This is a genomic window from Kitasatospora sp. NPDC048715, from assembly GCF_043198905.1.
GTDB lineage: Bacteria > Actinomycetota > Actinomycetes > Streptomycetales > Streptomycetaceae > Kitasatospora > Kitasatospora lactacystinica.
Genome location: NZ_JBICVH010000009.1, coordinates 225,755 through 252,044 on the forward strand (window position 1 = coordinate 225,755; position 26,290 = coordinate 252,044).

Consider the following 26,290-nt stretch of genomic DNA (forward strand, 5'->3'; position numbering starts at 1 on the left):
GACGGCCCCGGAAGGCGGAGCGGCGCCCGCGTACGGGTGTTGCACCGTCTCGGGCAGGGCGATGCCGACGAGGTCCAGCGCCCCGCCGAGCATCGGCCCATTGTCGTCACTCAGTGTGATCAGCGTTTGGCGGACGTCGTGAGGCGGGGGGCGGCGGCCTGCGCCTAGCGTGGCGTTCCGGGGGCGATCCGAGTACTTCCGCGGGTCGGGCCGTCCGGGAACCGGAGGTCCGGTCCGCCCTCCAGAAGGCATGTGCACATGAAGCTTCGGGCATGTTCGAACGCGCTGGTGACCACCGCGCTGACCCTCGGTCTGGCCGCTGCCGCGTCCCCGGCCGGCGCGGCGGACCCGCCGCCGTTCCTGGACCGGCTGCACACCGTGTCCGCCGTCGCGTCCACTGTCCCCGAGAACGGCGACGTCAACCCGTACGGCACGTTCACCATCCAGGAGAGCGTCGGTGACCTGCACCGGGGCAACGTCCTGATCAGCAACTTCAACAACTCGGCCAACCTCCAGGGCACCGGCACCACCCTGGTCCAGGTGACCCCGGGCGGCAGCAGGACGACGTTCGCCACGATCGACCCGAACAACCTGCCCGGCCCCTGCCCCGGCGGGGTCGGCCTCACCACGGCGCTGACCGTCCTGCCCGGCGGCTGGGTCGTGGTCGGCAGCCTGCCCACCGCGGACGGCACGTCCGACACCGCCCAGGCCGGCTGCCTGCTGGTGCTCGACCGGCACGGAACCGTCCGGGAGACCATCGCGGGCGACGGCATCAACGGTCCGTGGGACATGACCGCCGTCAGCACCGGCAAGCGCAGCGAGCTGTTCGTCACCAACGTGCTCAACGGGACGGTCGCCGGCGGCGGTGCGGAGGTCGACCGGGGCACCGTCCTGCGGATCACCCTGTGCACCGAGGACGACCGGCCGCCGCAGCGGGTGGCCACCACCGAGATCGGCTCCGGGTTCCCCGAGCGGACGGACCCGGCGGCCCTGGTGGTCGGCCCGACCGGGGTCGGCCTCGGCCATGACGGCACGCTGTTCGTCGCCGACGCGGTGCTGAGCCGGATCACCGCGATCCCGCACGCGGTCGCCCGCACGGACAGCGCGGGCATCGGCCGGGTCGTCACCGAGGGCGGCGGCCTCAACGCCCCGCTGGGGCTGGCGATCGCACCCCGGGGTGACATCCTCACGGTCAACGGCGGGGACGGCAACATCGTCGAGACGACTCCCGAGGGGCGGCAGGTGGCGAGCAAGCAGATCAACAACGAGGGCACTCCGCCGGGCGCCGGCGCGCTCTTCGGTCTCGCGCTGGACCTCGACCGGGACGCCGTCTACTTCGTCAACGACGCGGACAACGCCCTCGACGTCCTGCACTGAGCGCGGGAACGGTGCGGGAACCAGGAGGAGCGGTGCACCGGCGGTGGTCGCGGCCGGTGCACCGCGGCCCGCCGGTGGCGGGTGGATCGGGCGCCTCCCCGGATCGCGCGCCTCCTGGGAACCGGCGTCTCCGTCGGTATTGTGCGGTTCCGGAAAACCGCGGACGAATACCGGAGGGGACTGCTGTGTGTGATGAAGTAGAACGTCGTATCTTCTCAATGTTTGATTCGGATAACGATCAGATCGTTTCCCGGTCGGAATATCTCTCGCGGGTGGACCGGGTGGTTACGGCCCTGGCTCCCGTGCGCGGCGCCGAAGTCGTGGCCCAGGAAAATCGTTGATCGAACCCGAATTCAACAGGAGAAAATCCAGCTCATGAAACCCGTACTCGTCGGCGCCGCACTCACTGCCGTGGCACTCCTCGAAGCGGCCATTCCGGCCGGCGCCGCCTCCGCCGATCCCGAGGTCGACGCCACCTGCGTGCGCACCCTCCACGGCACCTTCGACACCCCCGTCGACCCCGGCGGCGGCAACGCACCCCAGGCCGACACCCTGCACATGACCGGCACCGTGAAGTGCGTCGACCCGGCAGGCCGGCCCGTTGCCGCCGGGACCGTCGACCACACCGTCACCCTGCCGCGCACCGAATGCACCGGCGACGAGCACGGCGACACCTCGGCCACCCGCGTCACCTGGGCGGACGGCGCCGTCTCCACGCTCGGGTTCGACCGCGTCGACGTCGTCAAGGCCTACGGGACCGCCTCGCTGGTCGCCGCCGGCAGGGTCACCTCCGACAGCGCGCGATTCGCCGGTGACACGCTGAGCGGTACGGGCACCAGCATCAGCACCGGGTGCGGCACCATGGCCGGCGCCCGCACCGTCGACTCCACGACGGTGATCCGCCTGTCCCACCGGCCGGGGCCGGCAACCGGCTGACGCACCGGACACCGGGCCGGGGTCGTCGGCGCGAGGGCCGCGAACAAGAGCTCTCCCGTCGGCGCGCGGCCGCCTTCTCCGGCGAACGCACCACGAACCGACGGCGGACGCGGAGTTGGCGTGGTGGCACCGCAGGGGCTGACGGCACCCGTGCCGCCGTGTTCCGGGACACCGGTCGCCGTGGGCACCCCGGTCGGGTGTGCGCGTCAACGACGCGTCAGCAGCGCGTCGGTGGGCGTCAGGGGTTCGTCAGGGGTTCGTCAGGGAGGGTGAACGCGCTTGCCCCGGGCCCGCGGGCGGGCTTTGATGGAGCACATGCACCGCTCGACACGCCACCACGACCGCCCGCCGCATAGTCGGCCGCGGATCGTCGCTGTCGCGGTCGCCACCGCCGTCCGGTAGGACCGAGCCGCTTCCCGCTCTCCGCCGGCCGCGGGGCACGGGTTTCGGTGTCCTCCACCGGTTCCGTGCCGATCGCCGCCGCCCGTTCCTCGGCCCCGACCGGCTCCGAGGGGCGGGGGACGGGCGGCGTCCTCTCATCGCACCACACCTTTCCCGCACCGGCGGCCCCGGGAGCGAGCGGCCTCGTGCCGCGCAACTCCCGCGCCCCGCCGGTGCCTTCCACCCTTGGATGGGTCATGTCCGACACTGTGCTGTCCGCCCGCACCGCCCTCGTCACCGGTGCCTCCTCCGGAATCGGTTGGGAGACCGCCCGGCTGCTCGCCGGGCACGGTGCGACCGTGCTCGTGCACGCCCGGACCGCCGCCGAGGCGGCGGACGCCGTCGAGCGGCTGGTCGCCGCGGGCGCCCGGCGGAACCAACTCGTCGAACTGGCGGCCGACTTCACCCACCTCGCCGAGGTCGCGGCGCTGGCCGGCACGGTCGTCGAGCACTACCCGGCGCTGGACCTGCTGGTGAACAACGCCGCCGCGATGGCGCCCGAGCGCTGCACCCTGACCGGCGACGGCAACGAGGTCTCGCTCCAGGTCAACTTCCTGGCCGCGCACCTGCTGGCGAGGCTGCTGCGCGCCCCGCTCTCGGCGGCCGGCGACGCCCGGATCGTCAACGTCTCCTCCTCGCTGCACCGCACCGCCTCGATGAACTGGTCGGACCCGCACCGGACGAAGAGGTACTCGCGGGTCGCCGCGTACGCGCAGTCGCAGCTGGCGCTCACCATGGCGACCGCCGGGATGGCCCCGGCCGGCTCCGGCATCACCGCCGTCAGCCTCGACCCGGGCCAGTGCGCCACCGCGCTGCTTCCGCTGTACGGGCGCACCGGCGCGCCGGCGGCGGAGGGGGCGGCGGCCGTGGTGCGGCTCTGCCTGCCGGGGACGGTCGTGGCCAACGGCGCCTACTTCGACGGCGATGCGGTCGCGCCCGTGGCGCCGGCCGTCCAGGAGGAGCGCTCGCTGAAGCGCCTGGCCAAGCTCGCCGACCAGCTGGCCGGCCGGGCCGCCTGAACCGCCGGCACCCCACGGACCGGGAGGAGGGGCACGATGTCCAAGCGCGCCCGCGAGAAGAGGGCCCGGCGGAGGAAGAGGGCCAACCACGGCCGGAAGAGCGGGCGTTGACCCGATGGACCCACCCGGTGCCGCGTGCGACCGGCACCGGGTGCACCCATTGAGGCCCCCGGGGCTCGGGCGCTCCCGGAAGGTGATCGGCGTGCGGACCTGTGACGGGTCCGGCGAACAGCAGCGGACGATCACCGGCCGAGGCGCCGCCAATGCTTTGTCAAGACCGAGCCGCTGACAGGGCTGCGGCCGTCCCCGGCCGCAGCTGCGGAGAACCCTCAGGCTCCGTGCCCCCGGGCGGACGCGATGGCCGCCCGTACCGTTTCCAGCAGGGCTTCCAGGCCCTGCGCCCGCTGCCATTCCTCGGCCGACAGGTGCCAGGTGTGCTGCGTCGCCGGGGCCTCGGGCGAACCGGCGACGACCTCGACGGTCCGCCTCCCCTTCCGGTCGGGGCCCGTGACCCGCAGGTCCGTGTTCCGGATGTGGAACCGCTTCGGACAGCTCCCGAAGACCTCCAGGATCCGGCCGTCGAACGTGTAGAACTCTCTGCCTGCCCTGGCCGTGATCTCGTCGGTCATGGGGCGACGCTACAGGCGGGACCCGCGGCTGTCAGGCCTCCGTCCGGCGGCAGTTCCGTCACCGCTCCGGCCGCGGGGCGTGTCACGTGATCCAGGTACCGCCGCTCCGGCACCGGATCTTCGTGACTGTCCGTGACCATCGCGGCTCGGCAAGATCTACCTCACCGAACGGAACGCCGGCAGGAAGGCGGACCGGACAGGTGGCGGCGGCGACGCCCCCCTGGCCGCCCGCACCCGTACCGCGTTGTGCCGGTCCGCCTGACGCTTCCTCCGAACTCGTCCGAAAGCAGCCCATCATGAGCGCCGCTAGCGCCCGCCTGAAGAAGTCCGCCACCGCCACCGCCCTGGCCGTCAGCCTCCTCGCCGGGGCCGGTACGGCTCTGGTCGCGGCCCCGACCCCGGCCGCCGCGGCCGACTGCGCCGGCAAGGACGGCGTCGGGGGCGGCAACTGCACCAGCGCCCTGATCGGCGCCGTCGCCGACACCGTCAAGTTCGTCCTCGGTGCGGCCAACCAGGCGAAGATGGAGAACGCCCAGTTCACCCAGGCCCTGGTCTCCAAGCTGAGCAGTGCCGCGCCCGGCTACAACGTCCTCGTCTTCAAGTACGACGGGACGGACGCCTTCGACACCAAGTGGTTCAAGAACGACTACTCGGCGAACATGCGGGGGGTGATGTTCGAGGACGACGTCAAGCTGGAGCACCACGACAAGGAGGGCGGGCCGCAGGGCTACGACGACTTCAAGGTCTGGGTCTTCGCGGGCGAGTCGACCTTCGTCAACTACGGTGACGGCGGCTTCATGAACTGGGCCTTCATCGGCCATGACTCGGACACCAGCGGCCGTGGGGGCCGGATCATCCACTTCCCGGCCCGGGTGGTGCCGGGGTCCTCCAGCGGCTCCACCCCTCCGCCCGGAACCCCCTCGACGCCCCAGGTGCCGATCGGAGGCCAGATCATCACCGTCCCCGCGATCCCCATCAGCAGCCCGGAGACCCCCGGCATCCCCGCGCACGAGACCGGCGACACCGGGAGCAGCATCCCCGGCGGCCACATCCGGATGGGCTTCGGTGTCGCCGACTCGGGCGCCGCCCAGTTGGGCGGCACGCTGCACGCGAGCGTCAGGAACGGCAGGGCGCCCGCCGCCAACGGTTCCGCGAGCGGTACCCCGGTCACCGCCGCCACCAGCACCGCCGCCAAGTCCACCGGCTGGGTCTTCACCCAGGACGCCGGCGGGCTCTACAAGATCACCAACGCCGTCACCGGCCTGGCCCTCACCGAGAACACCAAGAGCTACCTGGCCGAGGCGCGCCCCTGGACGGGCTCCGCCGCCCAGAAGTGGGAGGTCTTCGCGTTCGGCGACGGCGAGTACCAGATCCGCGTCAGCACCGACGACTGCCTCACCTACGACGAGGACAACAAGGCCCTCGGGGTCTGGACCTGCACCAACGACTGGAACCAGCGCTGGACGATCAAGCCCTGACCGTCCCTCGCCCGACCCCGCCCCCTCGCCCGAGCCCGCCCCTGCCTCCGCCCCTGCCTCCGCCCCTGCCTCCGCCCCTGACTCCGCCCCCGCCGGGACCCGCCGGCGGGGGCGGGCCCGTGTCCGGCCCGACGTCGCGCACGCGCCCCGGGGCCGCGTCACGAGACGGGGAGGCCGTGGCCGTGGGTGAAGGCGAACAGCGCCAACTGCATGCGAGTGGTGGCGCCGGTCTTGCTGCGGATCCGTCGGAGGTAGGTGTCGACGGTGTGCGGGCTGAGCTGGAGGCGGCGCGCGATGGTGTCGTAGGTGGCTCCTCGGGCCAGCAGCTCCAGCACCTCCACCTCCCGGCGGCTCAGGGCGGGGGCGGCGGTGGCGGGTCGGGACATCGGGGCACTCTCCTGGCTGAGGGGGCGTCGGACGGGGGCGGCAGTCACGGCGACCGCTCAGTAGATGGGCTGGCAGCCGGGGGTCGTGCACGCGCCGCCCCACGAGGTGTCGTCCGCGTGAACGTTGCGGGCCGCCGTCGCGTGGTCCTGCGGAACGGCGAGCGCGGCGGGGGCGCTGATCCCGAGAAGTGCCGCGAGCAGTACGGCGGCGGTGATGAAACGCTTCATGGAGTCCTCCTGGAGGGAACCTCGATGGTCCGCCGAGCGGGTCCCGGCCTGTGATCTAGCATGTCGCCGAGATGATCACGCGCCTACGGGCCGACCACCTCACCAAGCTGGGTGGCAGCAAAGTGACTGGGGGATGTACATGGACATTTCCGGTGAACCGGACGATCGGGCGGGTGGAACGGAACCCGATCAGGTCGACGTGGCGGTCTACTCCTGGGTACTGGAACACCACCGGCTCGAACCCGAGGCCATCGCCGCAGACTTGGGACTGGACCCGGACCGGGCAGCCGCCTCGGTACGCCGGCTGAGCGCCCTGCGCCTGGTGTACCCGGATCCGCAGGACCCGGCGGCGGGCTACGCCGTCGCACCGGAGGCCGCGATGGCCCGGCTCGCCGCCCCCGCCGAGGCCCGGATCCGCCGCGAGCAGGAGGAGCTGGCCAGGGGACAGGCCCGACTCGTCGGCTTCTTCCCCCACTACCAGCGCGGCGGACGGGCGGCCGGCGCCGGTGAGGGGGTCGAGGTCATCAGCAGCCTGCAGGAGGTACGGGCGGCACTCGACCGGGCCTCGGACAGCTGCCGGAGCGAGGTGCTGGCCAGCCAGCCCGGCGGCGGAAGTCGCGTGCCGGCGGCCATGGAGGAAGCCCTCGGCCGTGACCGCGCGCTGCTCGCCCGCGGGGTGCGGATGCGCACGCTCTACCACCACACCGCACGCTTCAACGGCCCCAGCCAGGCGTACGTGGAAGCGGCCTCGCCGCTCGGCGGCGAGTACCGCACCGTCCACGAGCTGTTCGGCCGCATCATCGTCTTCGACCGCGAACTCGCCTTCATCCCCGCGAGCGACGGCTCCTGGGGCGCGGTGGCGGTCCGTCAGGAGTCACTGGTCGCCTACCTGTGCGAGATCTTCGAACAGTCCTGGTCGTGTGCCAGGCCGTTCTCCGCCGCCACCGCGGACGGCCTGGAGCAGGTCTCCCAGGAGATCGACCGGACCATCCTGCGGCTGCTCGCCGCCGGGCTCAAGGACGAGACGATCGCCCGCCGCCTCGGGATGTCCCTGCGCACCGCGCGGCGTCACATCGCCGACATCATGGGTCAGTTGGACGCCGAGAGTCGGTTCCAGGCGGGTGTGGCCGCCGCCCGTACCGGGCTGCTGGGCGAGTAGCGGCACCCCGGGAGACAGGGGTACGGGGGCGGCCGGGTCACGCGGGCGGCAGGGTCACGCGAGCCCGGGACCGGAGGCCCGGGACCGGGTTCGCGTGACTGTCCCGGCGCCACCACCGGAATCCATGATGGAGCCCGGCGAAGGGAAGCCTCCCGTCGCGAGGCTCCGGAACGGGGGACGACGGTGCAGTGGGGGCAGGACGATCAGGAGAACGAACCGGTCGACGAGAGCGGCTACCTCCGGGAACTCGCCGCGTTCCTCTCGGCCCGGTCCGGTGGAGGACCGGCCGTCCTGTGGACGGACTACGAGCCCCCCGTCACCGGCGACCCGTCCACGGCGGAGGCCGCGGCAGCCCTCGCCACCGGGCTGAGCACACTGCTGGGCGTCACCGTCCGGATCCTCCCTCAGGACCCCGCGGACCCGCACGCGGCGCAGATGCGACAGGCCGGTTCGGAGGAGCTCCTGGTACTCCAGCTGTCCTCCGTCACCGACATCCTGGTCGGTGCGCCGACGGCCTCGACGGACACGATCCCCGGTCCGATCGGCTCCACCGGCTCCACCGCCTCGACCGACGCGCACCGGGTGCCGCTGGCGGTCCGACTGCGGGGCGGCCAGGCGCTCTTCGTCCCGCGCCGTTCGACCTGCACGCTGCTGCCCGAGCCGGGCTCCCGGCATGCGGTGCTTCAGATCCCGACACCGCGGACCGGGCCGCGGGCCCGTCCCGGGAGAGGCCCCGGGCCCGGCGTCGGCCGGTAGCCACCGGGGTGGTCCCGGTGCGGCTCCGGTCCGGAGCCGCACCGGCCCGGCGACGGACTACCGGTTGCCCAGGGAGCCCGGGTAGAGGTACTCCTCGGCCGGGAGCGTGGTCCCGTGGGCCCAGGCGTCGAAGAAGCCCTTGAGGTCCTTGCCCGACACCCGCGCGGCCAGCGCCTCGAACTGCGGGAACGAGGCGTTGCCGTAGGCGTGGTCGGCGGTCCAGCGGCGCAGGGTGGCGAAGAACGCGTCGTCGCCGACGGTGCGCCGCAGGGCGTGCAGCATCAGGGAGCCCTTGAAGTACAGGGCGGGGGCGAGCTCCTTGCCCTTCCCGGGGTCGTACAGCTTCGTGGACCAGAACGAGGGGTTGTCCTTGTTCTCGGCGACCACGTGGGGGTAGAAGCCCTTGTCGAGGTCGGCGCCGTTGTGCTCCTCCCACAGCTGGTTGGCGTACTGGGCGAAGCACTCGGCGATGCAGCCGTCGCGCCAGTCGGTGAACGAGACGCTGTTGCCGAACCACTGGTGGGCGCTCTCGTGGACCACCCCTTCGTCGTAGAGGGCCCCGATGTACGTCGGCCGGCTCTGGGTCTCCAGAGCCGCCGCACCGCGTCCGGGATTCCTGGACTCGCCGACCACGATCGCGCCCGCCGAGGAGAACGGGTACGGGCCGAACTTCGAGGCCAGGAAGGCCAGGACGTCCGGTTGCGCGGCCTCCGTGGCCGCGTCGATCGGGACGTCCGGGCTGTACGCCGTGATGACGGGCTTGCCGTCGGGCAGCTGCGCCCGGTGGACGGTGAACCGGTCGACGGCGACCGTGGCGAGGTACGTCGCCATCGGCCGGTCCTCGTGCCAGCGGAACGTCGTCGTGCCGTCGGCGGTGGTGGTCGGCCCCGGCAGGCCGTTGCCGATGGCGGTCCAGCCGTCGGGGACGGTCGCCGTGAGGGCGAAGGTCGCCTTGTCGGACGGGTGGTCGTTCGACGGGTACCACGAGGTCGCGGAGTGCGGTTCGCCCGACACGTTCGCGCCGCTGTTCCTCAGGGTGTGCCAGCCCTCGGCGTCGGGCGTGCCGGCGTACGTCACCCGGACGGCGAACGTGGCGCCCCGGGCGACCCGCTGGGCCGGGACGACGACCAGCTTGTGCTCGCCGGAGCGCGAGAAGGACCGCGCCGGCGTGCCGTTCACGGTGACCGAGGCGACCGTGAAGCCCTTCAGGTCCAGGCTGAAGCGGTCCAGCGCCCGGACGGCCCGGGCGGTGACGGTCGTGTCGCCGTCCAGGTGGTCCGTGCGTGCCGGGTCGTAGGCGATCCGGACGTCGTAGTGCCCCACGTCGTAGCCGGAGTCGCCGTCGTCGGGGAAGTACGGGTCCCCGAGGCCCGCCGCGGAGGCGGGCAGGGCCGTCAGGGCGACGCCGAGGGCGGTCGCGGTCGCCAGCGCGGCGGCGGTCCGGCGGCGGGTGGTCGGTGTTGCGGGCATCCGTGTCTCCTGCGGGGTGTCGGGTGGTCAGGGCCGGGCGGTGGCAGGGGTGGTGGCGGCGAGCTGCCACACCACGCCGATCAGGGCGTTGGTGCTGGTGGTCTGCGTCGCCGGGTCGACGTTGGCGAGGTTGTCGCAGGCATCGTGGATGCAGTCGGAGATGCCGGTGCTGAAGCCGGAGGACGGGATGCCGGCCTTGCCGAACGACTCGTTGTCCGACCCGCCCACGCCGATGTCGAAGGTGGCGAGCCCCCGGGCGGCGAACCACGACTCGAAGACCTGCCCGGCCGCGCTGTCGGCCTGCTGACCGTCCTTCACCACGAGCCACTGCTGGGTGTTCCGGCTGCCGGTCTGGTCGAAGTTGAGGTACAGGTCGACCGCCTTGCGGTCGGCGTCGGACAGGCCACGGACGTAGTCGGCGGAACCGACCAGCCCGGCCTCCTCGGCCCCCCACCAGGCGAACCGCAGGTGCCGGGCGGGCTTCAACCGGGCCTTGGCCACCTGGAGGGCGGTGGTCAGCACCGTGGCCGACCCGGACCCGTTGTCGTTGATCCCCGGGCCCTGCTTGACGCTGTCCAGGTGGGCGCCGGAGAGCAGCACGTGGTTCGGGTCGCCGCCGGGCCAGTCGGCGATCAGGTTGTAGCCGGTCGCGCCGTCGTGCGAGAAGCGGCGCACTTCGGTGCGGAAACCGGCCCGGTCCAGCGCGTGGCGCACGTACGCCAGTGACTCCGCGTACCCGCGGGTGCCGTGCGCGCGGTTGCCGCCGTTGCGATCGGCGATCTGCTGCAGGGCCCGCAGGTGCGGCATCACGTCCTCCTCCGCGACGGTCGGCGCGGTGGCGGGCGCGGTGGCGGGACCGGAGGGGACCTCGGTGGCCGCCGTGGCGGCGGAGGGGACCGCGGACAGGACCAGGGCCACGCCGAGGACACCGGCGGCGAGGGAGAACGGACGGGAGGACGGCTTCGGGGACGGCTTCACGAGGGGCCTCTCGGGAGGGGACCGGGGCACTCGGCCCCGGCGGACCCCGCCACACTCTCCGCCCGGTGTCAGGAAGTTGTCAGGAAGCAGTCGGAAAGCGGTGGTGACGTGGGCGGACACGGTCGGGAAACGGTGACCGGACGGCGCTTTACGATCATCCGTATGTGCGCACATGTGGTGGTTGCCGAGGACGATCCCAAACAGGCCGACCTCATCCGCTTGTACCTGGAACGCGAAGGCCACCGCGTCGACGTCGTCCACGACGGCCGGGCCGCCCTGGAGCGGGCCCGCCTCGGATCGGTGCAACTCCTCGTCCTCGACGTGATGATGCCGGTCCTGGACGGCCTGGACGTGTGCCGAACCCTGCGCGCCGAGTCCCCCCTGCCGGTGCTGATGCTGACCGCCCGCACCGCCGAGGAGGACCTCCTGCTCGGACTCGACCTCGGCGCCGACGACTACCTCACCAAGCCCTACAGCCCCCGGGAACTGGTCGCCCGGGTCCGCGCCCTGCTGCGCCGCGGCTCCCGGCCGGCCCCGGCCCGGGACACCCACGGCGGCCGGGACGCCCAGGACGCCTCCGGGCCGCAGGCCGTCCTGCGGGTCGGACCGCTCACCGTCGACCCGCTGCGCCACGAGGTCACCGCCCACGGCCGTCGGATCGGCTGCACACCCGCCGAGTTCCGGCTGCTGGAGGTGCTGGCCGGCCAGCCGGGCCGGGTCTTCACCCGCGCCCAGCTGCTGGAACACCTGCACGGCATCGACCGCTACATCACCACCCGCACCGTCGACACCCACGTGATGAACCTGCGCCGCAAGATCGAACCGGATGCGCGCCGCCCCGTCGCCCTCCTGACGGTGTACGGCATCGGCTACAAGCTCGCGGAGGAGCCGCCCGGTGCGTCCTGACACCCCGCTGCGCCGCAGCCTGACGGTCCGGCTGCTCGCGCTCTCCGCCCTGGTCTCCCTCTGCTCCATCGCCGCGACCGCCTGGCTGGCCGCCCGCACGACCACCGGCGCGATCGAGCGGGAGCAGACCCGGGTCCTCGTGGACCACACCCGGATCTACGACGAACTGCTCGGCTACGCCGCGACCCACGCCGACTGGAGCGGGGCGCAGGAGACCGTTCGGCGGCTCGCGGACGCCACCGGGCGCCGCATCGTCCTGGCGACGCCGCGCTTCGAACCGGTCGTGGACTCGGCGGCCGGGGCGGGTGCGGCTCCTGCGCCCGAGAGCGGTCCCGCGTCGACGGCCGGTGAGCGGACGGCCCTGCCCCGTACGCCCACCGCCACCGTGGACCCGCTCGCCGTCGACATCGCCATGCTGCCCGGCGCACCGAGCGACCGGATCGACGCCCGCGCGGCGGGACCGTTCCGGCCGACCGCCGCCGAGCACGCGACCCTGCGGGCCGCCCTGCTGCGGCAGGCGGACTGCCTGCGGTCGGCGCTCGGCATCGAGGCGACCGTCACCGACGACCTCGCCGGGCGGCCGCGGCTGCGGACCACCGACGACCGCGCCGACGGTGTGCGCTGCGCGTCCCCCGTGGTGATGGCGGCCCCGACCGACACCGAGCGCGCCGCCCTCACCGACCTCACCGCGCTGGTCAACGCCTGCCTGGCCCGCCGGCAGGCCGGTCCCGTCACCCTGTCCCTGGGGCCGGACGGGATCCCGGCAGGGCCGGCGCCGCAGGACCGGGCGATGTCCGCCTGCCTGACCAACGCCCGCCGGCAGCAGCTCGTCCAGTACGTGGCGCCGCCCGTGCTGCTGTTCGTCGACACCCCGGTGACCGCCCCGAAGGGCACCGGCGCCGGGGGCGAGGCCCCCACGGCGGTCTCCGCGTCGATCCCCGCCCACCCCGGACGGGTCGCCGAGGTCGCGGCCCTGGTGCTGTCGGTGACCGTGGCGGTCACGGTGACGGTCGGCCTGCGGCTCTCCCGGCCGCTGCACGCCCTCACCCACGCCGCCCGGCGGATGGCCGACGGGGACCTCTCGGCCCGGGTCGACGTGACCGGCCGCGACGAGATCGCCGGACTCGCCGCCGCCTTCAACGCGATGGCGGAACGGCGCGGGCAACTGGAGGACCTGCGCAAGGCGATGGTGGGCGACATCGCGCACGAGCTGCGCACCCCGCTGAGCAACATCCGCGGCTGGCTGGAGGCCGTCGAGGACGGCGTCGCCACCGCGGACCGGGCGCTGACGGGCTCGCTGCTCGAAGAGGCCCTGCTGCTCCAGCACCTCATCGACGACCTGAAGGACCTGGCCGCCGCCGACGCGGGCGAACTGGCCCTGTACCGCGAACCCGTGGACGTCGAGGACCTGTTGGCGCAGGTCGCCACCGCGCACGGAGCCCGGGCCCGGGCGTCCGGAGTGGCCCTGGCGCTGGCCGTCGAGCCTTCCCGGGACGCGTCGTCCGGGACCGCGCCGGACGGGACCGCGCCGGACGGGACCGCGTCGTCCCGGAACATGTCGTCCGGGAGCGCGCCGGACGGCTCGGCGGCCGGCGCCGAGCTGTTCGCCGACCCGGTGCGCCTGCGCCAGGCCCTCGGCAACCTGGTCGCCAACGCGGTCCGGCACACCCCGGCGGGCGGCACGGTCACCCTGCGGGCCCGCACCGACGCCGACGCCGTCCTCATCGAGGTCGCCGACACCGGCAGCGGCATCGCCGAGGCGGACCTGCCGCTGGTGTTCGAGCGCTTCTGGCGGGCGGAGAAGTCCCGCAGCCGTCGGACCGGCGGCAGCGGTCTCGGCCTCGCCATCGTCCGCAAGCTCGCCGAGGTCCACGACGGCAGCGTCCGGGTGGCCAGTACCCCCGGCAGGGGCTCGGTGTTCACCGTGCGCCTGCCGCTGGCCCCGACAGCGGCGTCGGGGCCGACGGGCCGGGGCCGGAAGGAGCCGGGGGTGACGGCCTCGCCGCGCCCGGGGGTGTCGAGCCGCTCGTAGCCGCCCCGGTCGCCCCGGTCGCCCCGGTCGCCGCCCGCCGCCCGCGCGGTCAGACGACGGTGAGCAGCGTGCCCTCGTACGCGAGCCACTGGGCGAAGGCGTGCAGTCCCTTGGCATGCCCGGTCGCCGGTGTCCAGCCGGGTGGGCGGGGGCCGTCCGGGAACGCCGGCCGGGGGGTGGGGGCTCCGGGCGCCGGTGGGTCGGTCCGGACCGGCACCGGGCGGACGGCGGTGTGCACGGCGTGCGCCAACTCGCCGAGCGTGGCGGGCTTCTCGCCCGCGACGCTCAGGGCGCGGGCGGTGGGCCGGGTGCGCAGCACGGCCAGCACGGCGTCGGCCAGGTCGTCCGTGTAGACGGGGTGCACCTCGGTGTCGGGGCCCTCCTGGACGACCACCGGCCGGCTGCGCAGGGCGTCCCACACCATGCGGCCGATGAGGGTGTCCCGGGAGCAGCCGGGGCCGTACACCTCGTCCACGGTCAGGGTGTACGGCCGGGGGTCGTCGGGCAGGTGGATCCTCAGTTCCCGGGCCGGGGCTCCCGCGCGCAGGCCGGTCAGGTCGAGGACGGCGTCGGGCGCCGCGTCGCCGGTGAGGTCGGCCAGTCTGCGTGCGAGGTGCTCGCCGAGCGGTGTGGCGCCGCCGCGCAGAGTGAGGCCGGCGGGCCGCCGGGGCCGGCGGCGGGCCGGGCGGTCGGCGGCCTCGTGTCCGGCGGCCAGTGCGCGTCGTGCCACGGCGGCCAGGGCCTCGCGGCGTTCGGCGAGGTGTTCCTCGGTGCTGGTGTTGCTGATGCCGCCGGGTCCGATCGTCGCGATCGCCTCGGCGTACACCTCGGCCCGTACCGCGGGTGCGGAGCCGTCGACGTCCAGGCCGAGGCGGGCGGCCTCGTGGCCCATGGCGAGGGCCGTGAGCCAGGTCCCGCGGACGTCCGGCGCGTCCGGCTCCGGCCCGGGCGGCGCGAACATCGTGCGGGGCAGGCCGAGGCCGTGCAGGTACTGCTCGCAGTCCAGGTGCAGCCAGCGTTCGGGGCCCGGCCCGGTGACCCGCACCGCGCAGCGGGCGACGCCGTACTTGAGGAACGGCAGGACCGTCAGGCCGGTCAGCCGGTTCCCCTCGTCGCCGGGCCGGTCGCCGGGCAGGAAGCAGACCGAACGGCGCGGCCCCCGGAAGGCGTTGCCCGAGATCGAGCCGCGGTCCTGGTGCTCGGCGAGGTTGGGGACGGAGACGTAGCGGGGGACGCCGGCGTCCCGGAGGTAGCGGTGCATCAGGATGTCGTCGGGCCAGCCGCCGAGGCGCTCGCGGCCGTAGCGGACGAAGCCCTCGGCGACGGCCCGGGGGAGCACGATCGCGACGCACGGGAAGTACTCGTTGACCGCGCCGATCCAGCGGGCGCCGGCCATGGCGCCGAAGCGGGCCGCGGCCCCGTTGCGGGAGTCCCACAGGGCGAACAGGGCCAGTGCCGCGTCCGGCATCGCGTCGATGGCGAGGCGGACCCGTTCGAAGAACGTTTCGGACAACAGCATGTCGTCCTGGACGACCAGTTGGTGGGTTGCGCCGTCCTCGACGGCCTCCCAGGCGGCGAGTGCCGTGCGCAGCACCGAGGGGGTGCCGGTGGGGTCCGGGTCCATGACGACGCGCAGCGCGCCCGGGGGCGCCGCCAGGGCCATCCGCTCGGCGGCCCGCCGGCGCTTCGGGTGGGTCATGACCACCCCGCTGAGCTGATGGAGCGTCATCTCATTTCCCTGTCTCTGTTGGGGCGTAAGGGACTTGGTGGATCCACTGGAGCGATCGGATACTGCGGGTGCCACCGGTTCCGGACAGTACGGATCGCGCCGAGGGCTGGCAAGAGTGCCGAATTCGCACTGGCGGAGCGGTTGGAGATCCACGGATGCTGGGCTGGCACGCCACCTTCCGTGTGAAGCCTGTGGCTGTGTGTGAGTGCGCATCGAGTTCGCCGTCTCCACGGAAAGGGACACACATGTCCGCTGGATCGCACGCGCCATCGAACGAAGCCGGAGCCGACGGGGGCGAGAGCGTCGAGGCCCGGCTGGAGAAACTGCGCGACGCCCGCGTCGTCGTGACGGGGGGTGGGGGCCTGGTGGGCAGCCGGCTCAGCGCCCTGCTGTGCCGGGCCGGTGCCGAGGTGGCCGTCCTGGACCGGATGGACGCCTACCCCGAGTCCGGGCACGCGGTCTTCGGGGTGGAGGGGAGCGGGGCCCGGCTGGTCGTCGGCGACGTGTGCGACCGCGACACGGTCGCCGGGCTGGTCCGGGAGGCCGACTTCGTGGTCCACGCCGCCGCCTACGCGGACGTGGCCGCCTGCACCCGGAATCCCGGCATCGCCTTCCGGGCCAATGTGCAGGGCACCCAGGTCGTCCTGGAGGAGGCGGCCCGGGCACGGGTCCGCCGCCTGGTGCTGGTCTCGTCCGCGTCCGTGTACGGCGACGGCCCCGCCGACTCGCCCGGCCCGCACGTGTTCCACGAGGACCAGCCGCTGTTCCCGCTGTCGGTGTACGCGAACGGCAAGCTGTGGGCGGAGCACCAGACCCGGCTGCTGCTCGGGGCGTCGTCGGGGTGCGAGCACGCGATCGTCCGGTACTTCTCGGTGTACGGGGAGCCGCAGATCCCCAAGCCGGGCAGCCACTCCTGGATGGTCCCGTGGCTGTCCCTGCAGGCCCGGCTCGGCCGTCCCATGCGCCTGAACGGGGGCGGCGTCCAGGTGCGCGACCTGGTCCACGTCGAGGACGTGGCCGAGGCGACGGCGCTGGCGCTCGTGGAGGAGGGGATGGCGGGCCGGACGGTGAACGTGGGGACGGGCCGCCCGACGTCCGTCCGGGAGGTCGCGGACCTGCTCACCCCCTACTTCCCGGGGGCGCGCCGGATCGTCACCCCGCGTCCCGAGGGCGATCCGCTCGGGGGCTACGCCTCCACGGAGCGGTGCCGGGAGCTGCTGCGCTGGCGGGCCCGGATCGACGTGGCGCAGGGCGTGGACCGGTACGTGCGGTGGCTGGAGTCGACACCCGAGGCGGTGCCGCGCTGGCTGGTGGAGGAGAACGCGTGACAGTCTGTGGCCCCGTGGACGTCCGCCGTGGGGCGGGCCGCGAAGGAGGCGGTGCGGGCATGGGTTACGTCGGGTCGTACACCTGGTCACTGCGTCAGAAGGTGGGCGGCAGAAAGCTGTTGATGCCGGGGGCCCAGGTCCTGCTGCTCGACGCGGCCGGCCGGGGGCTGTTCCAGCAGCGGGTCGACAACGGCGTGTGGGAGCTGCCGGCGGGCGCCTGCGAGGAGGACGGGGGCTTCGCCGACGCGGCCGTCCGGGAGGTGGCGGAGGAGACCGGGCTGCGGGTGGAGAAGGAGGACCTGGTCGCGTTCGGGTCGCTGTCCGATCCGGCCGTGCACACCCTGACCTATCCGAACGGGGACGTCACCCACTGCTTCGCGCTGTGCTTCGTGGCCCGGCGCTGGTCGGGGGAGCTCGCCCCGGGGGCGGACGAGGTGCGCCGGGCGGAGTTCCGGCGCCTCGACGATCCGCCGGGGCCGCTGCACCCGCCCACGGCGGTGGTGCTGTCGATGTACCGGGCGTTCGTCGCCGAGGGGAGGTTCCAGGCCGGATGAGCGAGGAGCACCGGATCAGCGAAGAGCGCCGGACGAGCGAAGAGCATCCGATCCGCGCCGCGGTGCCGTGCCGGGCGTGCCTGTCGGGGGAGGACCTGGACTGGCTGGGGGCGGGCCGATCGGTCAGCCTCGCCCTCGACCTGCCGACCACGGTCGAGGTGCTGCCGGGGGCGACGGCCGGCGCGGAGACCGCCGGAGACTGGCCGGCCGAGGTGTGGACCTTCCTGCGCGCCCGGCTCCCCGGGCTGGCCCCCGCCCCGCCGCCGGTGCGCGTCCGCAGCGAGGCGCCCCCCGCGAGCGGGCTGTCCTCGTCCACCGCGCTGATCGTGGCGCTGTTCCGGGCCTTCGCCGAGGCCGGGGCGCCGGCCGGCGAGCGGGTGCCGGAGCGCTCGATCGTCCAGTGGGCGTACGAGTTCGAGTTCGCCCGGTTCAACGGCGGCGGCATGGACCACCTCGCCGTGGCCGAGGGCGGCGCGCTGCTGATCGACGGCCGGGAGCACGGGCTGCCGGTCGTCAGGGAGCGGCTGGAGTTCCCGGACGACTGGCGGGTGGTCGTGGTGGATTCGGGCACCCGGAAGAACACCGGCGACCACATCCGTACGGTGCGGGCGCAGCTCGCGGCCGGCGATCCCGCGCTCGCGGCGTACCGGTCCGAGGCCGACCGGGCCTCGGCCGCCGCGTGGGCGGCGCTGCGCGGGCGCGACCACGAGGCGCTGGGGGAGGCGATGGCCCGGGCGCACGCGGCGATGCGCGACTTCCAGGGCATGTCGACCCCGCTCCTGGAGGAACTGCGCACGGTGGCGCTGCGCGCCGTCGGCCTGCCGCTGAAGCTCAGCGGGGCCGGCGGCGGCGGCTCGCTGGTCGGGGTGTGCCGCGCGGGCGACGCGCCCGCGGTGGTGGCGGGCCTGGCCGGCGCGCTGCGCGGCCGGTACCCCGGGGCGCGGGTGATCCCCGCCCGGGCGGCGGCGGGGAGCCGCGGTGCCCGGGCGGGGGATCGGGTCGGCGTCAGCGCGGTGTGACGGTCACGGCGACGGTCACAGGAACGGGTCGTAGTCCTCCTGGAGGGGGACTGCGCCCGTTCCCTCCGCGATCTGCTCCAGTTCCAGGTTGGAGCGGTGCCGCGCGCAGTGGAAGCGGCAGTCCCGGCTCGGGTCGATGATGCCGCGGTCGGAGCCCTGCCAGATGTCGGCCAGGCTGTCGGTGACGGCGTCGCCGATCCTGGCCATCGGGTTGCCGCGGTGGTAGGCGCAGACGTACACGCCGGACGGGGTGATCAGGGTGCGCAGTTCGGCGACCCGGCAGCGGTGGTACTCCTTGGGCTGGACGGGGCCGGTGTGGCGGCGCAGGGAGGTGAGCGTGGAGGAGTTGACGAGCTGGAAGGTGTCGCTCTCCAGCCGGGCCGCCTCGGCGAGCTGGCGGTCGACCGCGTCGAGGATGTCCTGGGACACCTGGATGACGTGGTGCTCCTCGTCGAACATCGCCTTGGTCTCGAAGTAGTCGCAGCCGATGTCGTGGGCGAGTTCGGCGGCGCGCAGCACCTCGGTGTGGTTGCTGACGGTCCGGCCGTCCGGCTCCCGGCGGGTCATGACGAGGAAGGAGTAGCCGAGGGCGCCGCTCTTCGCCTCGGCGAGCAGCCGCATGTTCGCGACGACCTTGTCGAAGACGCTGCGGCCCTTGCGGTCGGGGCGGAAGAGCCCGTACGTCCCGGCGGTGCCGGCGTCCATGGAGACGCGGACCCAGGTGGCGTAGCGGGCGAGTTCGGTGAGGTTCTTGTCGATCATGGTGCCGTTGGTGACGACCCCGACGGCCAGGCCCGCCTCACCGAGGATGCGCAGGACCTTGCGGGTGCCCCGGTGGGCGAGCGGCTCGCCGCCCCCGATCAGCACCACGCCCCGGACGGACAGGGCGACCAGCTCCTCGGCGAGCGCCGCCAGCCGTTCGGGGGTGAAGCGGCCCTGGTTGAGGAGCTTTCCGCTGATGCACTCGGGGCAGGCCAGGTCGCAGAAGGTCGTCGGATCGAGGTCCACGACGAGTGGCGCGCCGGAGGCGGCTCCCGAGGCGGCCTCCAGGACACGGGGCCAGCCGGACGGCTGGTACAGCTTGGACACGAGATCGAGGCGGTCGTGCGTCACGGAATCCTCCTGTGGACGTGAACGGGGTGCCGCCGGGAGAGCGGGGCCTGCTGCGCTCGCGGTCAGCCCTTGACCGCGCCGGCCGCGAGGCCGGAGGCGATCCTGCGCTGGACGACGAGGAAGAAGACCACGACGGGCAGGGCGGTGAGCGTGGCGCCCGCCATGAGACCGCCGTAGTCGGTCCCGAAGCTGGTCTGGAAGGAGACCAGCCAGATGCTGACGGTCTGCTTCTTCGGACTCGACAGCAGGACGTAGACGAGGACGTACTCGTTCCACGCCTGGACGAGGGCGAAGACGGAGGTGGCGACGATGCCGGGGGCGAGCAGTGGCAGCACCACCCGGCGGAAGGCGCCGAGGCGGCCGCAGCCGTCGACCATGGCCGCCTCCTCCAGTTCCACCGGGACGCCGGCGATGAAGCCGCGCAGCATCCACACCGTGAAGGGCAGCGTGAACACCAGGTAGGTGAGGATCACGCCGGCGAGGCTGTCGGTCATCCCGACGTCGTTCAGCAGCAGGTACACCGGGATGATCAGGGCCGTCAGCGGGACCATCTGGACGATCAGGATCACCACGACGAAGGCCCTGCGGCCGGCGAAGCGGAACCGGGCGAGGGCGAAGGCGGCGAGGGCGCCGACGACCAGCGACACCAGGACGGTGCCGAGGCCGATGACCAAGCTGGAGCGGACGTTGGCCCAGAAGGTCTCGGTGCCCAGCGCCCGGGCGAAGTTGTCGAGCGTGAACCGGCCCGGCCAGAACTCCGGCGGCAGGCGCAGGATCTCGGTGGCCGGCCGGAACGCCGTGAGCACCATCCAGTAGACGGGGAAGCCGATCACCGCGGCGACGAGCAGCCCGAGGAGGTCGCGGCCCAGGGACCGCCGCCGCCTCATTCGACCTCTCCCGTCCGGAACATCTGACGCAGGTACACGACCGAACCGGCGAGCAGCAGCACGACGGTCACCAGCGCGATCGCGGCCCCGGTGCTGTACCGGTTGACGGCGAAGGACTCGATGAAGGAGTAGACGCCCAACAGGTAGTACTCCCGTTCGGGCTGGCCGCCGCGCATCAGCCAGATCTGGTTGAAGACGCCGAAGTCCCAGATGGCCGACAGCGTGGTGACCATGACGAGGACCGGTCTGATCACCGGCAGGGTCACGTGCCGGAAGACCTGGAACGGCCGGGCCCCGTCGAGCACCGCGGACTCCTCCAACTCGGGCGGGACCTGGGCCAGCGCGGCCCGCAGGGTGATCGCGGCGAACGGCAGCGAGCCCCACACCACGACGGCGACGATGACGGAGAACCCCTGCCAGGGGTCGGTGAACCAGTTGTGGCGGGCCAGGTCGACCCCGGGCAGGTTCGAGAGCAGCCAGTTCACCACGCCGTAGTCGGCGTCGAAGAGCCAGCGGAAGATCGACGCGGCGACCATGACGGGCATCGCCCACACGGTCACCAGCACCCCGGCGATGACGGCGCGCACCCACGGGGAGACCCGGTGCATCAGCTGGGCCGTGAACAGCCCGCAGAGCACGGTGAGGACGACGCACACCGCGGTGAAGAGCACCGTACGGGCCACCACCGTCCAGAAGAACCCGTCACCGAGGATCCGGCGGAACTGGTCCAGCCCGGCCCACGGCGGCGACGTGCCGCTGAACAGCTGCTCGCGGGTCATGTCCTGGAAGGAGAGGACGACCATGTCCACGAGCGGGTAGCCGAGCACCAGGACGAGCGCGAGGACGGTCGGGCCGATCAGGAGGTACGGCAGCAGCGGACGCCGCCGCCGGCCCCGGTCAGCGCTCATTGACCACTTCGTCGATCCGCTGGTCCGCCTCCCGCGCGGCGTCCTGCACCGACGCCTTGCCGTTGGCGATCCGTTCGAGCATCTCGGGCAGGATGTTGGACTTCTCCACCGACGTCCAGCCCGGCGCGAACGGGGTCATCCAGCCCCCGGTGGCCGCGGCCTGGGCGGCCGGGCCGTTGATGCCGCCGCCGGCGACCTCGGCCAGCTGGACGGTGTTGTTGGGCAGGGTGTTCGCGGCGATCAGCGTCTTCTGCGACTCCCGGTCGGTGAACAGCTTGATCCAGTCGGCGGCCAGGTCCTTGCGCGTCGACTTGGCCGGCACGGCCAGGGTGGAGCCGCCGAGGAACGGCGGCAGGAGCTTCCCGGACGGGCCGGGGAAGGGGAAGGTGGCGAACTTGTCCTTCAGCTTCGGATCCCCGCCGGAGCGTTCGTCGGCGGCGGCGTCCGCCTCCCAGGTGTTGCCGTAGAAGACGCCCACGTGGCCCTGGCCGACGACGGCCGGCTGGTCGCCGTTGTCCTTGGCGCGGTCGCCCACGTAGTAGGCGTCGATCAGCCGCTTCCACTCGGTGAGCCCGGCGACGGACTTCGGCGAGGACAGCGAGGCCTTCCAGCGGTCGCCGTCCTTCACGGCGATCTCGCCGCCCGCGTCCTTCACGAAGGCCATCGCCGCGTACCAGTAGCGGCCGGGCATGTAGAAGGCGGAGAAGTTCGGGTCCTGGGCGCCGACGGTGCTCTTCAGCTTGTCGAACGCGGACAGGAGTTCGGGGTACGTCCCCGGGGCGCCCGGCACGCCGGCCCGGGCGAAGTAGTCGGTGCGGTACACACCGACCCGGGCCCCGACGTAGTAGGGCACGCAGTACGTCTTCCCGTTGTTGCGGCAGGCGTCGGCGAGCGCCGGCAGCCAGGCGTCCGACTGGTCGAAGCGGGCCGGTTCGACGGGGGCGAAGGCACCGTTGACGATGTAGTTGGTGGTCTCGCTGTTGCCCATCTCCACCACGTCGGGCACGTTCTTCCCGGCGAGGACGGCGTCCAGTTTCTGGTTCTTCGTCGTCCACTGCTGGTACTGGACGTCGACCTGGATCCCGGGGTGGTCCTTGGCGAAACGGTCGTTGGTGGACTGGACCAATTGTGGCCAACTCTCCTGGGCGTCCACGGCCAGCCAGACCGTCAGCTTGCCGCCGGCTCCGGAGCCGCCGCCCGATCCGGAACCGCACCCGGCCACGGCCAGGGCCAGGAGCAATGTGAGAACCAAGGGGCGAGAGGGCACGCGAATGGCCATGGGGTCTCCAAGTTCGCTATGGGGGTGGTCTTCTGACTACCCGTCCGATCACCCCGCGGCGCGGAGGCGCGGACATTCGGCCGGAAGATGACGTTCGGTGTCCCACAGAGGGCGCAGCGCCTTGACTCCTCCCGGGTGGTCCCCGCAGGTTGGGCCTCTGCGTCACCCACGCGACCCCCATCGAAGGGCTTGTACGTGACCGAGCAGACGACGACCGCGCCCGATGCGACCCCCGACACCACCGAACGGCCGGTGCGGGTCAACGCCTGGAACGGCTGGGACCCCCTGCGTCATGTGATCGTCGGGCGCGCCGAGGGCACCGTGGTCCAGGCCCCCGAGCACGCGGTCCGCCGGGACTACCCCGACGACGGCTTCCCCCTGGGAACCCACGGCCCGATGCCCGCCGACATGGTCGCCGAGGCCGAGCAGCAGCTCGACGACTTCGCCGCACTGCTGCGCCGCCGCGGCATCCGCGTCGACCGCCCCACCCCCGTCGACTTCACCCAGCAGGTCGGCACCCCCGACTGGACCCAGGACTCCATGTTCGGCTGCATGCCGCCCCGGGACCTGCTGCTGACCGTCGGCAACGAGGTCCTGGAAGCGACCATGTCCTACCGCAGCCGCTGGCACGAGTACCTGTGCTACCGGCCCGTGCTGCAGGGCCTGTTCGAGGCCGACGAGCGCATGCGCTGGGAGGCCGCCCCGAAGCCGCGGCTCACCGACGCCTCGTACCACACCGGGTTCTGGGACACCTACAACGACCTGTCCACCGAGGAACAGCTGGCCCGGGTCCGCGACTACGACCTGGTGCTGACCGAGGCCGAGCCGCTGTTCGACGCCGCCGACGTCGCCCGCTTCGGCAAGGACCTGTTCGTCCAGCTGTCCTTCGTCACCAACCGCAGCGGCTACCAGTGGCTCAAGCGCCACTTCCCCGACCACCGGGTGCACGCCGTGACCTCCACCAACACCCACCCGCTGCACATCGACGCCACCTGGGTGCCGCTGCGCCCCGGCCTGGTGCTGCACTGCGGCGAGCGGCTCGCGGACGCCGAGTTGATGGAGTTCTTCCGGCTCAACGACTGGGAGATCGTCGAGGCGGTGCAGCCCGCGAGCTGGGACCACCCGCCGAAGCTGTCGTTCTGCAGCCCGTGGCTCGCCGGGAACATGCTGAACCTCGACGAGAACACCCTGTGCATCGAGGAGAACGAGGTCCGGCTGGCGGAGCAACTCTCCTCGTACGGCTTCGAGATCGTCCCGGTGCCGTTCCGGGCGGTCGGGCCGTTCGGCGGCGGGCTGCACTGCGCGACCGTCGACATCGAGCGGGACGGCGAACTCCAGGACTACTTCCCGCGCCGGTACGGCCGGTACTGAGGCAGGGCGGGTGCCGAACGTGCTGCCGCCGCAGGTCCGTGCCGTCGTCTTCGACTTCTACGGGACGCTGGTGCGGATGGTCGAGCCGCTGCCGCCCGACCACCGCGGAATCTTCGAACGCCGGGGCCTCGCCGCCCAGGGCGCCCGCTGGGGCGACCAGTGGGCGGTGGGCCCCGGCGAGGGCGAGCAGCACGTGGCCCACTCGGTCGGTGAAACCGCCTACCACCGCTGGGAGTTGGACCGGCTGCTGCGCAGGGCCCGGGCCTGCGGGGTGCCGGAGCGCGAACTCGACGACCTGGTCGAGGAGATCGACCGGGCCATGAAGGCCGTCACGCTGGAGCTCTTCGAGGACGCCCGCCCCGTCCTCGGGGAGCTCCGCGACCGGGGCCTGCTGGTGGGCATCTGCTCCAACTGGTTCTGGAACCTGGAGGACTGCGTCGAGGAGGTCGGCCTCGGCGCGGTGGTCGACGTGGTCGTCGGCTCCGCCCGGGCGGGGGCGCGCAAGCCGCACCCGCTGATCTACCGGGCGCTGCTGGAGCGGTGCGGGCTGCGGGCCGGGGAGGTGCTGTTCGTCGGGGACATGTGGGCGCCCGACGTCCTCGGACCGCTCGCCGCCGGGATGCGGCCCGTCCACCTGTGCCGGCCGGACCCGGCGGTGCGCGGAGCCGAACCGCCCCTGCCGGCCGGGGCGGCCCGGATCCGCGGACTGCGGGACCTGCTCAGGGGCGCGCCGCGCGGTGCCGCAGCCGGTCCAGGAGGTTGCGGGTGACCCGCACGACGCCGGCGTCCTGCTCCCTCCCGCAGACCACCGGCCAGTCGGTGGTGCCCGCGGTGAACACGGTGCCGCCGGCGGTGTGCACGCCCATGGTCGCGGCCCGGGGGCCGGAGAGGCCCGGCTCCCGGACCGGGCCGTTCCAGTGGCCCCACTTGAAGTGGTGGAAGTCCTCGTGGACCGGATCGAGGACGTGGATCCCGAGGATGAGGAAGGAGGCGGGAGTGCCGTCCTCGCCGGTCGCCCGGGCCACACCCCGGGCGTCCCGGGCGTAGGCGGCGCCGTCGCACTCGTACCCGATCAGCGCGGTGCCCGCGCCGAGCCGGTCGGGCTCGCCGCCGTCGGACCCGTCGCGCAGCCCGGTGCCGGCGAACAGCCAGTGGTCGGCGTGCTGGACGGTGTACCCCTCGCGCGGACGGTCCCCGGGCCATTCGGTGCTCGGCCACATGCCGCCGTTGCGGAAACTCACCCCGGTGAGGGAGTTCTCGGGGCGGCCCGCGCCGTCGGGCGGCGCCGGCCACCACTGGTCGGTCGCCGGCAGGTGCGGATACTCGTCCCCCACGTGGTGGTCGGTGTCGGAGACGAACGCGGTGTTCCCGTCGGTCGGATGAATGCGCCACCAGCACGTGTTGGCGCTGAGGAAGGCGATGTTCCCGCCGTCGTGGACGAATCGCTCGGCGTGGGCGCGCATCGCCTCGCTCCAGTATTCGTCATGGCCGACGCTCAGCAGCAGATCGTACGAGGAGAGAAGTTCCGGGTCCTCGTGGAGGTCGAGATCCGTGCAGAATTCGACCGGGTAGTCGTTGCGCTCCAGCCAGCCGATGAACGGGGCGTCCCAGTAGGCGAGGTCGATGACTCCGCCGGGCCGGTGCAGGCTCACCTTGTGCCCGCGGGGAGCGGCGTCCGCCAGGTACACGGGGTGGTCGTAGAGGCTGACGGCGCGTTCCTCGCCCGGCCGGTCGGAGCGGTTGTAGGCGTGCCGGGTGAAGGTCGACTTCTTGTAGAGGATGCGGGACCGGCTGCCGGCCCGCCGGGGCCGCACCACGAAGAACTCGCGGGCGGGGCCCTCGATGCTGCCCGCGTCCAGCGGCGGCAGGCCCTCGCCGCCCTCCTCGACGAACTCGACCAGGTACATCCCCGGAGTCCAGTGCGTGGGCACCGGCAGGTCGAGCGGCGGCCAGCCCCAGCCGTGGGCGGGCGAGGCCCGGCCGGGCACGCCGTCGGGGTGCGGGGGCGGCAGGTGGAGCGAACCGGGGTACCAGCCGGTCTCCGCCACCAGGTCCAGGTCCGCGCCCAGCCGGTAGAACCTCAGCCGGAACCGGGCGGCGTCGGTGGAGACGTGAACCGTCAGCCCTCCCCCCGAGTCTCCCCCCGAGGTGACGCTTTCCCGCCCGACATATCCCTCTATCATTCCGCCTCCCCAGCAGAACGACCGGCCCTCGAATGGGTATTCCGGCCGATTCGGCAAGCCATCGTAGGGGGTGCGGGAATTCCGGGCAACGGGTCCGTGAACCGGTCAATTCGGAGCCGCCTTT

24 protein-coding genes are annotated in these 26,290 nt (G+C 73.1%); 13 read left to right on the forward strand and 11 right to left on the reverse strand.

What is annotated here, in order from left to right; genetic code table 11:
* The first annotated feature begins 258 nt into the window (after window positions 1-258).
* The 3 genes from ACGFSC_RS18815 (at window position 259) to ACGFSC_RS18825 (ending at window position 3,773) form a co-directional block, all read left to right on the forward strand.
* A complete protein-coding gene (locus ACGFSC_RS18815) occupies window positions 259-1,377 on the forward strand; it encodes a hypothetical protein (RefSeq protein WP_359904590.1) in 1,119 nt (372 codons plus the stop codon).
* A 375-nt stretch (window positions 1,378-1,752) separates the two neighbouring features.
* Entirely contained in the window at window positions 1,753-2,313 is a 561-nt protein-coding gene (locus tag ACGFSC_RS18820) for a hypothetical protein (protein WP_359904593.1), read from the forward strand.
* A 638-nt stretch (window positions 2,314-2,951) separates the two neighbouring features.
* Window positions 2,952-3,773 (forward strand): SDR family NAD(P)-dependent oxidoreductase, encoded by an 822-nt coding sequence (locus tag ACGFSC_RS18825; protein WP_359904596.1) that lies wholly within the window; start codon window positions 2,952-2,954, stop codon window positions 3,771-3,773.
* 329 nt (window positions 3,774-4,102) lie between these two features.
* Here the strand turns inward: ACGFSC_RS18825 and ACGFSC_RS18830 are convergent, their stop codons facing one another.
* On the reverse strand, window positions 4,103-4,402 hold the full coding sequence (locus ACGFSC_RS18830; RefSeq protein ID WP_359904599.1) for a hypothetical protein: 300 nt from the start codon (window positions 4,400-4,402) through the stop codon (window positions 4,103-4,105).
* Between the two features lie 296 nt (window positions 4,403-4,698).
* Between ACGFSC_RS18830 and ACGFSC_RS18835 the strand changes: the two genes are divergently transcribed.
* Window positions 4,699-5,880 (forward strand): RICIN domain-containing protein, encoded by a 1,182-nt coding sequence (locus ACGFSC_RS18835; protein WP_359904602.1) that lies wholly within the window; start codon window positions 4,699-4,701, stop codon window positions 5,878-5,880.
* Window positions 5,881-6,038: 158 nt separating this feature from the next.
* Here ACGFSC_RS18835 and ACGFSC_RS18840 read toward each other — a convergent pair whose 3' ends face one another.
* Window positions 6,039-6,266: a helix-turn-helix transcriptional regulator gene (locus ACGFSC_RS18840; RefSeq protein WP_359904605.1), complete on the reverse strand. Its 228-nt coding sequence runs from the start codon at window positions 6,264-6,266 to the stop codon at window positions 6,039-6,041.
* Between the two features lie 57 nt (window positions 6,267-6,323).
* Window positions 6,324-6,494: a hypothetical protein gene (locus tag ACGFSC_RS18845; RefSeq protein ID WP_359904608.1), complete on the reverse strand. Its 171-nt coding sequence runs from the start codon at window positions 6,492-6,494 to the stop codon at window positions 6,324-6,326.
* Window positions 6,495-6,633: 139 nt separating this feature from the next.
* On the opposite strand from ACGFSC_RS18845, the gene ACGFSC_RS18850 reads away from it, so the two are divergent.
* Window positions 6,634-7,653, forward strand: coding sequence for a helix-turn-helix transcriptional regulator (locus ACGFSC_RS18850; protein ID WP_359904611.1), 1,020 nt, complete (start codon window positions 6,634-6,636; stop codon window positions 7,651-7,653).
* 183 nt (window positions 7,654-7,836) lie between these two features.
* On the forward strand, window positions 7,837-8,409 hold the full coding sequence (locus ACGFSC_RS18855) for a hypothetical protein (RefSeq protein ID WP_359904614.1): 573 nt from the start codon (window positions 7,837-7,839) through the stop codon (window positions 8,407-8,409).
* A 57-nt stretch (window positions 8,410-8,466) separates the two neighbouring features.
* Here the strand turns inward: ACGFSC_RS18855 and ACGFSC_RS18860 are convergent, their stop codons facing one another.
* Together ACGFSC_RS18860 and ACGFSC_RS18865 are read right to left on the reverse strand one after the other, a co-directional pair.
* On the reverse strand, window positions 8,467-9,879 hold the full coding sequence (locus ACGFSC_RS18860; RefSeq protein WP_359904616.1) for a M1 family metallopeptidase: 1,413 nt from the start codon (window positions 9,877-9,879) through the stop codon (window positions 8,467-8,469).
* 27 nt (window positions 9,880-9,906) lie between these two features.
* Window positions 9,907-10,857: a M28 family peptidase gene (locus tag ACGFSC_RS18865; RefSeq protein WP_359904619.1), complete on the reverse strand. Its 951-nt coding sequence runs from the start codon at window positions 10,855-10,857 to the stop codon at window positions 9,907-9,909.
* Window positions 10,858-11,019: 162 nt separating this feature from the next.
* Between ACGFSC_RS18865 and ACGFSC_RS18870 the strand changes: the two genes are divergently transcribed.
* Both ACGFSC_RS18870 and ACGFSC_RS18875 read left to right on the forward strand, forming a co-directional pair.
* Window positions 11,020-11,763: a response regulator transcription factor gene (locus ACGFSC_RS18870; protein WP_359904622.1), complete on the forward strand. Its 744-nt coding sequence runs from the start codon at window positions 11,020-11,022 to the stop codon at window positions 11,761-11,763.
* Complete coding sequence (locus ACGFSC_RS18875) at window positions 11,753-13,795, forward strand: HAMP domain-containing sensor histidine kinase (RefSeq protein WP_359904625.1); 2,043 nt, start codon at window positions 11,753-11,755, stop codon at window positions 13,793-13,795. The genes ACGFSC_RS18870 and ACGFSC_RS18875 overlap by 11 nt, the downstream gene beginning before the upstream one ends.
* Window positions 13,796-13,844: 49 nt before the next feature.
* Here ACGFSC_RS18875 and ACGFSC_RS18880 read toward each other — a convergent pair whose 3' ends face one another.
* The gene (locus ACGFSC_RS18880; protein WP_359904628.1) at window positions 13,845-15,524 is read right to left on the reverse strand and encodes a hypothetical protein; all 1,680 of its coding nucleotides are present in this window, start codon (window positions 15,522-15,524) and stop codon (window positions 13,845-13,847) included.
* 245 nt (window positions 15,525-15,769) lie between these two features.
* Between ACGFSC_RS18880 and ACGFSC_RS18885 the strand changes: the two genes are divergently transcribed.
* Genes ACGFSC_RS18885 through ACGFSC_RS18895 form a run of 3 tightly spaced genes read left to right on the forward strand, consistent with a single transcriptional unit; the run spans window position 15,770 to window position 18,425 of the window.
* Window positions 15,770-16,852: an NAD-dependent epimerase/dehydratase family protein gene (locus ACGFSC_RS18885; RefSeq protein ID WP_359904631.1), complete on the forward strand. Its 1,083-nt coding sequence runs from the start codon at window positions 15,770-15,772 to the stop codon at window positions 16,850-16,852.
* Between the two features lie 59 nt (window positions 16,853-16,911).
* Window positions 16,912-17,406, forward strand: a complete 495-nt coding sequence (locus tag ACGFSC_RS18890; protein ID WP_359904633.1) for an NUDIX domain-containing protein — start codon at window positions 16,912-16,914, stop codon at window positions 17,404-17,406.
* Complete coding sequence (locus ACGFSC_RS18895; protein ID WP_359904635.1) at window positions 17,403-18,425, forward strand: galactokinase; 1,023 nt, start codon at window positions 17,403-17,405, stop codon at window positions 18,423-18,425. Before ACGFSC_RS18890 ends, ACGFSC_RS18895 begins: the two co-directional genes overlap by 4 nt.
* A gap of 15 nt (window positions 18,426-18,440) precedes the next feature.
* On the opposite strand, the gene ACGFSC_RS18900 is transcribed toward ACGFSC_RS18895, so the two are convergent.
* The 4 genes from ACGFSC_RS18900 to ACGFSC_RS18915 all read right to left on the reverse strand — a co-directional run bounded on the left by ACGFSC_RS18900 (window position 18,441) and on the right by ACGFSC_RS18915 (window position 22,612).
* Entirely contained in the window at window positions 18,441-19,538 is a 1,098-nt protein-coding gene (locus ACGFSC_RS18900; RefSeq protein WP_359904638.1) for a radical SAM protein, read from the reverse strand.
* A 62-nt stretch (window positions 19,539-19,600) separates the two neighbouring features.
* On the reverse strand, window positions 19,601-20,425 hold the full coding sequence (locus tag ACGFSC_RS18905) for a carbohydrate ABC transporter permease (protein ID WP_359904640.1): 825 nt from the start codon (window positions 20,423-20,425) through the stop codon (window positions 19,601-19,603).
* Window positions 20,422-21,333 carry a sugar ABC transporter permease gene (locus ACGFSC_RS18910; protein ID WP_359904643.1) on the reverse strand — a complete coding sequence of 304 codons (912 nt, stop codon included), beginning with the start codon at window positions 21,331-21,333 and terminating at the stop codon, window positions 20,422-20,424. The genes ACGFSC_RS18905 and ACGFSC_RS18910 overlap by 4 nt, the downstream gene beginning before the upstream one ends.
* Window positions 21,323-22,612: an extracellular solute-binding protein gene (locus ACGFSC_RS18915; protein ID WP_392863623.1), complete on the reverse strand. Its 1,290-nt coding sequence runs from the start codon at window positions 22,610-22,612 to the stop codon at window positions 21,323-21,325. Before ACGFSC_RS18915 ends, ACGFSC_RS18910 begins: the two co-directional genes overlap by 11 nt.
* Window positions 22,613-22,807: 195 nt before the next feature.
* Between ACGFSC_RS18915 and ACGFSC_RS18920 the strand changes: the two genes are divergently transcribed.
* Together ACGFSC_RS18920 and ACGFSC_RS18925 are read left to right on the forward strand one after the other, a co-directional pair.
* Complete coding sequence (locus tag ACGFSC_RS18920; RefSeq protein ID WP_359904648.1) at window positions 22,808-23,983, forward strand: serine/threonine protein kinase; 1,176 nt, start codon at window positions 22,808-22,810, stop codon at window positions 23,981-23,983.
* A 10-nt stretch (window positions 23,984-23,993) separates the two neighbouring features.
* Window positions 23,994-24,752 carry an HAD family hydrolase gene (locus tag ACGFSC_RS18925; RefSeq protein WP_359904650.1) on the forward strand — a complete coding sequence of 253 codons (759 nt, stop codon included), beginning with the start codon at window positions 23,994-23,996 and terminating at the stop codon, window positions 24,750-24,752.
* Here ACGFSC_RS18925 and ACGFSC_RS18930 read toward each other — a convergent pair.
* Entirely contained in the window at window positions 24,703-26,166 is a 1,464-nt protein-coding gene (locus ACGFSC_RS18930; RefSeq protein WP_359904653.1) for a N,N-dimethylformamidase beta subunit family domain-containing protein, read from the reverse strand. The two genes, ACGFSC_RS18925 and ACGFSC_RS18930, sit on opposite strands and share 50 nt — an antisense overlap.
* Window positions 26,167-26,290 lie beyond the last annotated feature (124 nt).